This is a genomic window from Flavobacterium sp. EDS (assembly GCF_020991525.1).
Taxonomy (GTDB): Bacteria; Bacteroidota; Bacteroidia; order Flavobacteriales; family Flavobacteriaceae; genus Flavobacterium.
The window spans coordinates 128,103-141,739 of sequence record NZ_JAJMOZ010000011.1 but is presented as its reverse complement, the minus strand read 5'-3'; the positions used below and the strand labels follow the sequence as shown (position 1 = coordinate 141,739).

The following is a 13,637-nucleotide window of genomic DNA, read 5'->3' as shown; positions in this document are numbered from 1 at the left end:
TTTCATCAAGACTGATCACTGAAACTAAAAACTAGCCTCCCACACGTTTTACTTTAAAACCTTTTGCTTTTAGTATTTCCATTATTTTATCGCGGTAATCACCTTGTATAATAATAGAATCGTCTTTAAAAGTTCCGCCAACACTTAATTTGGTTTTAATTTCTTTCGCTAGGATTTTAAAATCTTCATCGGTTCCTTCATAACCTTCGATAATTGTAGTGGCTTTCCCTTTTCGTTTTTCGTATTTACAAATCATTGGTTCTTTTTGGATAAAAAGCGTATGATCTTCTGGAATCACAATTTCGTCAGGAGATACTTCGTGATCTGGGAAAAGATTTTTTAGTTGGTCTTGTAAGTCCATTTGTATTGTATTTTTATTTTGACTGCAAATAGTAATATTTTAAATACTACTCTATATTTTTGTACGCGGATGACGCATTCTTTTGTTTACTCGTTTACGTATTTTATATTTTTTGAACGCGGATAACGCGGATTTTATTTTTTGGGTCTCTAGTTTTACGTGTTTTGTGTTTTAGACGCTGATGAGACAGATTCTTTATTTTCGATTGTTTTGATATACTTTTCTAATGAATTCGGGTTTTTTTCCAAAATTTAAAAGAAGCCCAACTTCACAGTGCGTTGCTTTTAAATAATTTATTAATTGAAATTCATTTGCTTCTACTAAATATTCTTGTGCTTTTAATTCTAATATCACTAAATCATTTACAACTATGTCAGCTATATATTCTCCAACCACAATTTCTTTATAATAAACTTTTATTTTCTTTTGTGTTTCTACTTTAAAACCATTTAATTTAAGTTCATAGAATAAAGAATTCTGATATACTCTTTCAAGGAACCCATAGCCCAGTTCATTATAAACATCAAAAAAAACTTTTAAAATTGATTTTGTTAATTCTCTATGTAAAATGCTACTCATAATATATTTTTAAATACTGATATTACGAAATTTTTCTCTATTCTGAAAACTTTAAAAAATCCGCGTCATCCGCGTTCAATATTTTACATCGCGCAACTAATATAAGAGTAAAATTATAAAAGCTATATAAATGATATTCTAGTTTCATAAAGCAAAAAGACATTAAGTATAAACTCAATGTCTTTTTATAATTAGGTAAATTTAAAGATTATTTTTTGATTAAACCCAAATCTACCAAACGTTCGTATAAATATTCTCCAGCAGTAATATCCTCGAATTTCTTAGGATTCTCGGCATCAATGCAGTTTTCTAAACAATCCAAACGCATATCGCTTACTGGGTGCATAAAAAACGGAACTGAGTAACGAGATGTTCCCCATAATTCTCTTGGTGGATTAACTACTTGGTGAATAGTCGATTTTAGTCTGTTGTTGGTATGACGTGAAAGCATGTCTCCAACATTAATTACCAATTGATCATCTTCGGCAATGGCATCAATCCATTCTCCATCATGATTTTGAACTTGTAATCCTTTTCCTTGTGCTCCCATTAATAAGGTAATAAGGTTGATATCACCGTGAGCAGCAGCACGAATTGCATCTTTAGGTTCCGATGTAATTGGTGGGTAGTGAATAGGACGTAAGATTGAATTTCCGTCTTTGGCATATTTGTCAAAGTAAAATTCATCTAATCCAAGGTGTAATGCTAAAGCTCTTAAAACATAAACTCCAGTTTTTTCAAGCATTTGGTACGCTTCTTTACCAACAGCATTAAATTTAGGCAATTCTGTAACTTCAACATTTTCTGGATATTCTGAAGCATACTTAGAGTTTTCACTCACATACTGACCAAAATGCCAGAATTCTTTTAAGTCACCTTCTTTTCTTCCTTTGGCGTGTTCTGTACCAAAAGAAACATAACCTCTCTGACCTCCAATACCTGGGATTTCATAATTATGTTTAGATTCTATTGGCAATGCGAAAAATTTTCTAATTTCGCCATAAAGTTCGTCAACTAACTGATCATCTAAAAAGTGACCTTTTAGGGCAACGAAGCCAATGTTTTCAAATGCATTTCCGATTTCATTTACAAATTTTTGTTTACGTTCCGGGTTGTCCGAAAGGAAATCACGTAAGTCTACACTAGGAATGTTTTGCATACTTTACATATTTATTGATAACTTGATAAGGTTAGAAACCATATCTTAGAGCAAATGTAAAACTAATTTGTTATTTTTATTTCAACAAATGCGAATAATTAATAATTATATAACAAAATATAACCAAGTTGTTATATTTTTACAACATTCATTGACTAAATAATAAACCAAAAAATGATTTTTGACAGAAAAGAACTTACCAACGAACAGCTTTTAGATTTATACAAGAGATTATTAAAACCAAGATTAATAGAAGAGAAAATGCTCATCCTAATCCGCCAGGGAAAAGTATCTAAATGGTTTTCTGGAATAGGACAAGAAGCTATATCTGTAGGAGTTACAGCCGTTTTGGACTCTGACGAATACATCTTACCAATGCACCGTAATCTGGGTGTTTTTACAGGAAGGGATATCCCACTATACCGTCTTTTTTCACAATGGCAAGGAAAAGCCAATGGCTTTACTAAAGGACGTGACAGAAGTTTTCACTTTGGAACTCAAGAATATAAAATTATTGGTATGATTTCTCACTTAGGACCTCAATTAGGTGTTGCTGACGGGATTGCTTTAGCCAATAAATTAAAAAAGAATAATAAAATAACTGCTGTTTTTACAGGAGAAGGTGCAACAAGCGAAGGAGACTTTCATGAAGCATTAAATATTGCTGCTGTTTGGGAATTACCTGTAATGTTTGTCATTGAGAACAACGGTTATGGACTTTCGACTCCTACAAACGAGCAATATCGTTGTGAAAACTTAGCCGACAAAGGAGTAGGTTATGGTATAGAAAGTCATATTATTGATGGAAATAACATATTAGAAGTTTATAATCTTTTATCTGAATTAAAACTGTCAATGATAGAGAAACCACGACCTGTTTTATTAGAGTTTAAAACATTTAGAATGCGTGGACATGAAGAGGCGAGTGGTACAAAATATGTTCCGCAAGACTTAATGGATATGTGGGCAGTAAAAGATCCTGTAAATAATTATAAGGACTTTTTAACTGAGATAGGAGTATTAACCACAGCATATGATGAAGAATTGCATGCTGAAATTAAGAAAGATATCGATGAAAGTCTAGTTCTTGCAAATGAAGAACCAGAAATTGAAGCTTCTTATGAAGAAGAACTAAATGATGTTTACAAACCGTACAACTATAAAGAGATTGCACCAGACTTAGAAACCAAAAATATTCGATTTATAGATGCCATTTCGTCAAGTTTAAACTTATCAATGCAGCTTCATAGCAATTTGGTTATTATGGGGCAAGATATTGCTGAATATGGCGGTGCCTTCAAAATAACTGATGGTTTTGTAGAAATATATGGTAAAGATCGTGTGCGGAATACACCTATTTGTGAAAGTGCTGTAGTTTCAACCGGAATGGGACTTTCAATAAATGGATACAAAGCGATTGTTGAGATGCAATTTGCCGATTTTGTTTCTACAGGATTCAATCCAATCGTGAATTTATTAGCAAAATCACATTACCGATGGTTAGAAAAAGCCGATGTTGTAGTTCGAATGCCTTGTGGAGGCGGTACTCAGGCAGGGCCATTTCATTCGCAAACCAATGAAGCTTGGTTTACAAAAACTCCAGGTCTAAAAGTCGTTTATCCTGCTTTCCCATATGATGCTAAAGGCTTATTAAACGAATCTATTAATGACCCAAATCCGGTTTTATTCTTTGAACATAAGCAATTATACCGAAGCGTTTATCAAGACGTACCTACAGATTATTATACAATTTCGCTAGGAAAAGCAGCTTTGTTAAAAAAAGGAAATGATGTTACAATTATTGCATTTGGAGCTGCTGTACATTGGGCTTTAGAAACACTTACTAAAAATCCAGATATTTCAGCAGATTTATTAGATTTAAGAACGTTACAGCCTTTGGATACAGAAGCAATTTATGAATCGGTTAAGAAAACTGGACGTGTAATAATTTATCAGGAAGATTCACTTTTTGGTGGTATTGCCAGTGATATATCATCATTAATAATGGAAAATTGCTTCCGTTATCTAGACGCACCTGTTAAGCGTGTTGCAAGTTTAGACACTCCAATTCCTTTTACAAAAGCACTAGAAGATCAATATTTACCAAAAGGCAGATTTGAGAAAGAACTTTTAGATTTATTAGCTTATTAAATTACTTAAAGCTTCGGAGGTGCTTAGCAACAAAGGTTCAAACGTTCCTGCTTAGGATCATTAAATTTAAAAAACATCTCTCCCGTAGAGACACAAAGAAAAGTAGCCTATGAGCTACTTTTCTTTGTGTCTTCACATCTTTACGAGAATATAATTTTCAATTCCATTTAATAAAATAAAATTAGCATACCATAAAGATCATTTTTTATCTTTAGCAGTTAAATACATTATATATATGAAAAAACTTTTTATTCCTATTGTTGTTGTTGCTTTACTTGTTTCCTGCAATAAAAATGCTAAATCAGGTGACAATAAGGCGACAAATGAAAAATTTGAAAAATATAAGGAAGGTTTTATTACTGACTTATGGAAACTAAATCCTGATTGGGCAGCCAGCCAAGGATATCATAAATTTGATAGTGTTTTGGTTATTCCAAATGCTGAAAATCAAAAGAAACAAATAGCTTTTGCTAATTCTCAATTAGATTCATTAAAACAATATCCATTAGAAGGGCTTTCTGATAATAACAAGACTGATTTATACATGATTAAAAATCAGCTAGAAAGCACTCTTTTTAGTATAAATGAGCTTAAATCATCTGAGTGGAATCCTTCATCATATAATGTTTGTGGCTCTTTTGCTGAAATATTAAATGGAAAATATGATTCTCTAGATGTGAGATTGCGTAATTTTAATTTAAAAATGAATGGAATTCCTGCTTATTACGAAGCAGCCAAATCAAATATTAAAAACCCTACCAAAGAACATACTGCACTTGCAATAGATCAAAATTTAGGGGGTGTTTCAGTTTTTAAAGAAGATTTAGTAGCTGCTTTAAGCAAAAGTAAATTATCAGCCGAAGAAAAAAAGAATATTATTGACAAAGCAAATGTTTCTGTAAAAGCAATTACTGATTATGCAAACTGGCTAAAACAACTAGACAATAAAACGCCTCGTTCTTTTAGATTAGGTTCCGAATTATATGCTAAAAAATTCAACTTTGATATTGAGTCAGGATATACTGCTGATGAAATTTATAAAATTGCTGTAAACCATAAAAATGATTTGCATGGTAAGATGTTTGTTCTTGCCGATAAACTTTGGACAAAATACAAAGGTACAGATGCAAAACCAAAAGATAAGCTAGAGTTAATTAGACAAGTAATTGATAAAATCTCATTGCAACATACAACCCCTGAGAAATTTCAATCGGAAATTGAAAAACAAATCCCAGAGCTTGTGGCTTACGTAAAGGCTAAAGATTTACTTTATATAGATCCATCTAAACCACTTGTAGTTAGAAAAGAACCAGCTTATATGGCAGGTGTTGCAGGAGCATCAATATCTGCTCCAGGCCCTTACGATAAAAATGCAAATACCTATTATAATGTTGGAAGCATGAATGGTTGGACAGCCGAAAATGCTGAAAGCTATTTAAGAGAGTACAACGATTACATTTTGCAAATTCTTAATATTCACGAAGCAATTCCTGGACATTACACACAATTAGTTTACAGCAATCAATCGCCAAGTATCATCAAATCTATTTTAGGAAACGGTGCAATGATCGAAGGTTGGGCTGTATATACTGAAAGAATGATGCTTGAAAGTGGATACAAAAACTCAGACGAAATGTGGTTGATGTATTACAAATGGAATCTTAGAACAACTTGTAATACTATATTAGATTATAGTGTGCACACAAAAAACATGTCTAAAGATGCTGCATTAGCTCTATTAACTAAAGAAGCTTTTCAACAGCAAGCTGAAGCTGATGGAAAATGGAAACGTGCTACATTGTCACAAGTACAATTATGCTCTTATTTTACAGGATATACAGAGATATATGATTTTAGAGAATCATTAAAAAAAGAACAAGGAACGAAATTCAATCTAAAAGAATTTCATGAAAAATTCTTAAGCTATGGTAGTGCTCCAGTAAAATACATAAAAGAACTAATGACTAGTAAAGAATCAAAGTAAACAGTCCTTAGACTATACTAAATTGCCCCCAAAGAGTTAAACACTATTTGGGGGCTTTTTGTGAAAATAAAATCCAAACTTTAGAATATATTTGTTTTGTTTAAAATTAAATTGAAATGAAAAAAAATCGCCTATCCTTATTATTTATACTAGCTAATCTTTCAATTGTATTAGTTCAAACAACTCAACAAGAAATGTTTGAAACACCAGAGAAAACAGCTGGTGTTTATTATGCTTATCCTTCCAAAGATATTGTAGCATATACGCCAGCACCAAAAGGATATGAAGCTTTTTATATAAGTCATTTTGGGCGTCATGGTTCTCGCTATTTAATAAGTGATAATGATTACAAAGAAGTATTGGATCTGTTTGAGAATGCAAACAAAAATGCTGCACTTACTGATCTAGGGAAAGACGTTTTAAAACGTTTACAACAACTTTGGAGTGAGGTAGAATTTAGAGGTGGAGATCTTTCAGTTATAGGAGTACAAGAACAAAGGGGTATTGCAGAACGCATGTATAATCTTTATCCAAAGGTATTCACAAAAGAAGCGCAAGTAGACGCCAGCGCTACGACGGTAGTACGTGTTGCCCTAAGTATGGATGCTTTTTGTGAACGTATTAAAGAGTTTAATCCAAGCCTGCAAATTTCTAGAAATTCAGGTATAAAATGGCAACGCTATCTAAACTACCATACACCAGAAGCAATAGCATTTAGATCTGCAAAAGACACATGGAAAGAAGAGTATCAAAAATTTGAAGTAAAACATATCAAACCAGACCGTTTAGTCAATTCTTTATTTTCTGACAATGATTATATTATCAAGAAAGTGAATCCTGAAACTGTTATGAAAAAATTATTTGCTATAGCAGGAGGGATGCAAAATGTAGAAACAAAACTAAACTTTTATGATTTGTTCGAAAAACAAGAACTTTTTGATTTATGGCAATGTACAAACTATCGCTTGTATGTAAATGATGCCAATGCAGCCATCAACAACGGACTCATGTTTGAAAATCAAAAACCAACTTTAAAAAATATTTTAGAAAATGCTAATAAAATAATAACATCAAAAGGAAAAGGAGCAACGTTACGTTTTGCACATGATGGTAATATAATTCCGCTGGCAATGCTGCTACATTTAGAAGGTACCTATAACAGTATTTCTGATACAGATAAATTTTATGAAGCATGGAGCGATTTTAAGGTAGCCCCAATGGCAGGTAACATCCAAATCGTATTTTTTAGAAAACCAAAATCAGATGATATACTTGTAAAATTTCTTCTTCATGAAAAGGAAATTCTTGTTCCAACTGTAAAAACAGATATAGCGCCTTATTATAACTGGAGAGATGTAGAAAGCTATTATAAAAGCTTACTCGCTAGTTAAAACAAAATTTAAAACTGTTCAAACAAAAAAATCCGCTAAGAATATTTAAATTCTTTAGCGGATTTTTAATACTCTTTATAAGTAAATTGAATCAGACTTCATTTTGATTTCTTAAAAAGGGGAGAGACCCCTTAGTTTTCAAAATACTAAAAGTCTCAGTTAAAAATTACGCAAATGAAAATAACTCATTTATCCATTTTTTTATTAAAGTTTTGACTTCCTCAGTATATTTGAAATCTTTTCCAAACATATTCAATCCATTAAGTCCCCAACCATGATCTCCTTGCGGAAATACATATAAAGCGGCATTAATATCCTGCTTTTTTAGAGATTCGTAATAAATAATGCTATTTATTGGCGGAACAACCATATCATCATCACTAACTAAAATCAATGCTGGTGGAGTATTAATAGATACTTGTTTGTCACAAGAATACCTTTCTATTTCAGATTCTGAAGGATGACTTCCTAAAAGATTCTCAATTGAATCTTTATGAGAGTTTTCCCCCATAGTAATTAACGGATAAAACAAGATAGAAAAATCTGGACGATTCGTTTCTTTTTCTTCTGAAAATAAAGTTGAAGCCAGTCCTGCTAGATGACCTCCTGCAGAAAATCCAGTTACTCCAATTTTATTTTTATCTATACCTAATTCTAAAGCATTTTTGCGCACGTAAGATATCGCTTGCTGCACATCATCAAGAGGAACTTCTTTATTTCCATTTGGTAATCTATATTTTAATACAATACCAGTTATACCAATAGAGGCTAACCAAGCTGCAAAATCATTACCTGTATTTATTGCCAATCCTGCATAGCCTCCTCCAGGGCAAATAATTGTAGCAATTCCAGTATTTATTTTGTTTTCAGCATGATATATTGTTAACTCCGCTTCCGTAATATTAGAGATTTCTATAATCTCATTTGGAGTAAAAATCTCTTGACCTGACAATCCATTAGTCGTGGGCATATCACCATTCCAAAGGCTTATTTTTTTTATCTTTTTCATTGTTTTTGTTTATTATTTTTTATGCAATACTTCTCTAATCTTTGGCGCAATTTTAGTCCCTAAAATTTCAATTGATTTCATTAAATGCAAGTGAGAAGGGGCACCAACATCCATATGCGTAAAAAAGCGGGTGATTCCGTATAACTCATGTGCATATAAAATTTTATCAATTGTTTCTTCAGCATCGCCTACAAACATGGCTCCTTCTTTAGATCGTCCAAAATCATACTGATTGCGATGAAAAGAAGACCATCCTCTCGTTCTACCAATTCTATCCATTTGTGCAGCATATAATGGATAATAATAGTCACTAACTGTTTTTGAATCTTCCCCAAATAAACCATGAGAAAACATTCCTACCTGAAATTGATCCATATCATGTCCAGATTTTTCATATACTTCTCTATACAATTCATAAAGAGGCTGAAAATGCAACAAAGGTGTCCCTGCAATAACAGCAAAAACGATTGGTATTCCCAAACGTCCGGCCCTAATAGCAGATTCACGTGTACCGCCAGCTGCAATCCATACGGGTATTTTATTGTTTACAGCTCTTGGGAAAATTTTTTGATTTTGTAAAGGCGCACGAAATTGACCATTCCAATTAATTCTTTCTTTGCTATTAATTTGAAGAAATAAATCTAATTTTTCTTCAAACAAAGCATTATAATCGCTTAAATCATACCCGAATAAAGGAAATGATTCTGTAAAGCTGCCTCTTCCTGCCATTAATTCAGATCTGCCATTAGAGATCAAATCCACTAATGCAAAATTTTGATAAAGTTTAACTGGATCTGATGATCCTAATACTGTAACTGAACTACTTAATTTTATTTGCTTTGTTACTGTTGCTACCGCTGCTAAAACAATCTCAGGACTTGATATTGCATATTCCTCTCTATGATGTTCTCCTATACCTAACACATCTAGTTTTATTTCATCAGCAAGCTTGATTTCTTCTATCAATTCTGCTAAACGTTGTTCGCCAGATTGTCTTATTCCTGTTATCGGATCAATGTGCAGATCGCCAAACATACTTAAACCTAATTCCATAATCAATTATTTAAATTGTATTTTTTAATCTTAAAACTATGTGTTATTAAAATGATTGTATTTTGCTTTTTTTCTCTTCTAAAGCATCTGTATAATCATAGGTAGTATATGCTTCTGTATTAAAAGCTCCCCAAGCTCCTTTTTCTAGTGAAAGATTCACTTCACGCAACCTAGATACTGGAAACCTCAAAACCACTACGTGACCTAAACCTATTAAAACATTCCAACTTAAGATTTCGACTCCTTTAGGAGGGAAAATTTCCCAGAATAGATTTTTGTTTAGAACATCAATTATAGAATTTAGGTTTTTGTCTTGCTGATGCTTTAAAATATAGGTAAGTAAAATTTTCTCCTTTTCACTATGTTTCGTTTTTTCCATTATTTCTAATTTTAATTGATTGTACCTATTTTAATTATTGCTCATTATCATTTCTTTTATTTTTTATTTTATTTTAATAAATATTTAGAATGATCGTTCTATAATTAAGACTTATGTTTCTAATAATGACATAAGAAATAAAATAATTATAGAATGATCGTTCTATAATTGTTTAAAAAAATTATTCTAAGCTTTCAATAAGGCGTTTTGCCATTTTTTGAACCATTTCCAAGTCATTATATAAAATCTGCATTTGCCATAATCCTGCTAATGAACCAACAATAAATTGCGCAGATTCTTTTGCATTTTTATTTTTTCCAACTTCATTCTGTTCTTGTGCTAAAACAATTAAATCTTCAAAAATTAGAATCAACTTTTGGTTTAATTGTTTCAATAATTCCAAAATATCAGAATCTAGAGCACCAACCTCAAAAGAAGTCTTAACAATCATGCAAACTTTATTTTCTTCAAATGAACGTTTTATAGCCTTATTTAGAATTAGTTTTATAGCTTTTAATGGAGAGTTTTCGCCATGGGCAGCTAATTTGTATTCTTCAAAAGTCTCTAAAGCATAATTGCACAAACTTTCAATAAATAGTTTGTGTTTGTCTCCATAGGTATCATACATACTTCTGCGATTTACCTGCATATGAGTAACCAAATCTTCCATAGAAGTTATATGATATCCCTTTTCCCAAAAGACATCTCTTGCTATTTCTAACTTTTCAACGGGATCAAATTCTTTTTTACGTGCCATAATAGTGCAAATGTACATAATTAGAATGATTGTTCTAATAAGGAGCTATTATATTTTCTAAATAAAATTATTTTAAAAAATAATAGTAAGGAATAAACTTAAAATGATCTATAAATCAAATCATTGTAGAAATATTTTTCTCAAAAAAGCCAACTAGAGAATAAGTAGAATATAACAAAGCGGTCAAAACTATATTTATAAAATTAAAAACAAACTCTTTCGTTAAGATAAAAGCAAAAAAAATCCGCTAAAGAACTTTAAAATTCTTCAGCGGATCTTTAATATAATCCTATATTTTACTAACGCAAGCTTGCGCCAAGTTCAGTTTCAAAACTTTGTTTTAATTTGCTCATGATTTTGTCAATTTGAGCATCAGTAAGTGTTTTAGTATTATCTTGAATAGTAAAACTTAATGCATACGATTTTTTACCCTCAGGAAGTTTTTCACCTTCGTAAACATCAAATAAATTCACATCTTTTAATAATGATTTCTCTGTTTGTTTTGCTAGAGTATAAATACTATCATAACTTATATTTTTATCAATCAATAAAGCTAAATCTCTACGTACTTCGGGATATTTAGGAATCTCAGTATATTTTATTTTTCCTGTGATTATTTTCAAAATTAAGTCCCAGTTAAAATCTGCATAAAAAACCTCTTGCTTAATTCCGAAGTGTTTTAAAATTGATTTTTTTACAACACCCATTTCAACTAAAGTGTCATGTCCATATCCAATAGCAGCACCTTCAGAAAAAACATCTGATTGTGATGGGATATTATTGATTTTATCAATTCCCAATCTAGAAAGAACACCGTTTACATATCCTTTTAACAAAAAGAAATCAGTAGATTGCTGTCCATTAGTCCAGGTTTCTTTATTTCTGTTTCCGGTAATAAACAAAGTAAGATGCTTGTGTTCTTCATATCCATTAAGAAATTTATGGTATGATTTACCAAATTCAAATAATTTTAAATCCGAATTTTTTCTATTGATATTATATGAAATTGCTTCTAATCCAGAAAACAATAACGATTGACGCATTACTGATAAATCACCACTTAGAGGATTTAAAATTGTAACATTATGCTCCTCTTTCAACAAAGCAGAAAGGTTAGCATATGAAGGAGTCGTCAATGAATTAGCCATCATTTCATGATATCCTTGCGAATTCAATTGTGCGGCAATACTATTTTGTACCTTATAATCTTCCGTTCTTGGTGAATTAGAAACTGTTGCATTGAATTTTTTAGAGAAATTAATATTATTATATCCGTAAACTCTAAGAATTTCTTCAATAACATCAATTTCACGTTGCACATCAACACGGTAAGCAGGAATCGTCAACCCTAAGCCAGCCTCAGACACACTGTTAACTTTAATATCAAGAGACACTAATATTTTTTTGATAGTATCTTTTGGAATTTCTTGTCCAATAATTTTTGATACGTGACTAAAGTTTAGGAAAACTGAAAAGTCTTCTATTTTCTTTTGATAGATTTCAACAATATCAGAAGTGATCTCACCACCAGCAATTTCTTTTATCAATAAAGCAGCACGCTTTAACGCATATGCAGTAATTGAAGGATCAATTCCTCTTTCAAATCTAAAAGAAGCATCTGTATTTAATTGATGTCTTTTAGCTGATTTACGAACACTAACAGGATTAAAATAAGCACTCTCTAAAAATATAGAAGTGGTAGTTTCTGTTACACCCGATTTTTTACCTCCAAAAACACCAGCAATACATAACGGACCTTTCTCATCGCATATCATTAAATCCTCTTGGTGTAATGTTCTTTCAACGTCATCAAGAGTAACAAATTTAGTACCAGCAGGAACCGTTTTTACGATGATTTTTCCATTTATTTTACTAGCATCAAAGGCATGTAAAGGCTGTCCTAATTCATGAAGAACATAGTTAGTAACATCTACAATGTTATTCTTAGGAGTAATTCCAATAGCTTTTAATCTATTTTGCAACCAACTTGGAGATTCACTTATTGTAATTCCAGAAATGGTAACTCCGCAGTATCTTGGAGCCAAAGAAGGTTCTTCGACATTTACATCAATTTTTAAAGTTCGCATGTCAACTCTAAAATTACTTACAGACGGTGTAATTAACTCTACGTTTTGACCTCTTTGTAATAATCCTGCTCGCAAATCACGCGCTGTACCAAGATGACTCATTGCATCGGCACGGTTTGGAGTTAATCCTATTTCAAAAACTTCATCGTTTTCAATATTAAAAACTTCAGAAGCAGGAGTACCAGGAACCAAAGTTACATCTAGAACCATAATACCATCATGACCAGTTCCTAGACCCAATTCGTCTTCAGCACAAATCATTCCATGGCTTTCTTGCCCGCGTATTTTCCCTTTTTTAATAACAAAAGATTCTCCACTTTTATCATACAAAACAGTTCCAATTGTAGCAACAGGAACTTTTTGTCCTGCAGCAACGTTGGCCGCTCCACATACTACTTGTATTGGTTGTTCTAATCCTATATCAACAGTTGTAATTTTTAAACGATCTGCGTCTGGGTGCTGTACACAGGTTAATACATGCCCTACAACAATACCTTCTAATCCTCCTTTTATTGATTGGTATTTTTCAACCACTTCCACTTCAAGACCTAAGTCAGTAAGCAAAGCAGATGTTTCGTCAGATTTCCAGTCTATTTTAATGAATTGTTTTAACCAGTTGTAAGATATTTTCATTTGAGTAATATTATTCTTGAATAAGTTTACAAATATAAGCATTGCACATTGTAGTAGAAAACAATTTATTTGGTTTTTTACAGCTCTTTTTAAT

At 31.8% G+C, this 13,637-nt stretch carries 11 protein-coding genes; 3 read left to right on the top strand and 8 right to left on the bottom strand.

Annotated elements, in window-relative coordinates:
- Positions 1–31 precede the first annotated feature (31 nt).
- The 3 genes from LPB87_RS15775 to LPB87_RS15765 all read right to left on the bottom strand — a co-directional run bounded on the left by LPB87_RS15775 (position 32) and on the right by LPB87_RS15765 (position 2,099).
- A complete protein-coding gene (locus tag LPB87_RS15775; protein WP_129538514.1) occupies positions 32–361 on the bottom strand; it encodes a translation initiation factor in 330 nt (109 codons plus the stop codon).
- Between the two features lie 195 nt (positions 362–556).
- Complete coding sequence (locus tag LPB87_RS15770; protein ID WP_195736495.1) at positions 557–940, bottom strand: GxxExxY protein; 384 nt, start codon at positions 938–940, stop codon at positions 557–559.
- A 208-nt stretch (positions 941–1,148) separates the two neighbouring features.
- Entirely contained in the window at positions 1,149–2,099 is a 951-nt protein-coding gene (locus LPB87_RS15765) for a 2-oxoglutarate and iron-dependent oxygenase domain-containing protein (RefSeq protein ID WP_129538512.1), read from the bottom strand.
- 174 nt (positions 2,100–2,273) lie between these two features.
- On the opposite strand from LPB87_RS15765, the gene LPB87_RS15760 reads away from it, so the two are divergent.
- The 3 genes from LPB87_RS15760 (at position 2,274) to LPB87_RS15750 (ending at position 7,625) form a co-directional block, all read left to right on the top strand.
- Positions 2,274–4,250, top strand: coding sequence for an alpha-ketoacid dehydrogenase subunit alpha/beta (locus tag LPB87_RS15760; protein WP_230728507.1), 1,977 nt, complete (start codon positions 2,274–2,276; stop codon positions 4,248–4,250).
- 235 nt (positions 4,251–4,485) lie between these two features.
- A complete protein-coding gene (locus LPB87_RS15755; RefSeq protein WP_230728506.1) occupies positions 4,486–6,234 on the top strand; it encodes a DUF885 domain-containing protein in 1,749 nt (582 codons plus the stop codon).
- 116 nt (positions 6,235–6,350) lie between these two features.
- Positions 6,351–7,625 (top strand): hypothetical protein, encoded by a 1,275-nt coding sequence (locus tag LPB87_RS15750; protein ID WP_230728505.1) that lies wholly within the window; start codon positions 6,351–6,353, stop codon positions 7,623–7,625.
- Positions 7,626–7,791: 166 nt separating this feature from the next.
- Here the strand turns inward: LPB87_RS15750 and LPB87_RS15745 are convergent, their stop codons facing one another.
- From LPB87_RS15745 to pheT, 5 genes are all read right to left on the bottom strand, one after another.
- Positions 7,792–8,634 (bottom strand): alpha/beta hydrolase, encoded by an 843-nt coding sequence (locus LPB87_RS15745; RefSeq protein WP_230728504.1) that lies wholly within the window; start codon positions 8,632–8,634, stop codon positions 7,792–7,794.
- Positions 8,635–8,646: 12 nt separating this feature from the next.
- On the bottom strand, positions 8,647–9,687 hold the full coding sequence (locus LPB87_RS15740; protein ID WP_230728503.1) for an LLM class flavin-dependent oxidoreductase: 1,041 nt from the start codon (positions 9,685–9,687) through the stop codon (positions 8,647–8,649).
- A 46-nt stretch (positions 9,688–9,733) separates the two neighbouring features.
- Positions 9,734–10,066 (bottom strand): hypothetical protein, encoded by a 333-nt coding sequence (locus LPB87_RS15735; RefSeq protein WP_230728502.1) that lies wholly within the window; start codon positions 10,064–10,066, stop codon positions 9,734–9,736.
- 181 nt (positions 10,067–10,247) lie between these two features.
- On the bottom strand, positions 10,248–10,823 hold the full coding sequence (locus tag LPB87_RS15730; RefSeq protein WP_129538505.1) for a TetR/AcrR family transcriptional regulator: 576 nt from the start codon (positions 10,821–10,823) through the stop codon (positions 10,248–10,250).
- Positions 10,824–11,122: 299 nt separating this feature from the next.
- Positions 11,123–13,543, bottom strand: a complete 2,421-nt coding sequence (pheT, locus tag LPB87_RS15725) for a phenylalanine--tRNA ligase subunit beta (RefSeq protein WP_230728501.1) — start codon at positions 13,541–13,543, stop codon at positions 11,123–11,125.
- Positions 13,544–13,637 lie beyond the last annotated feature (94 nt).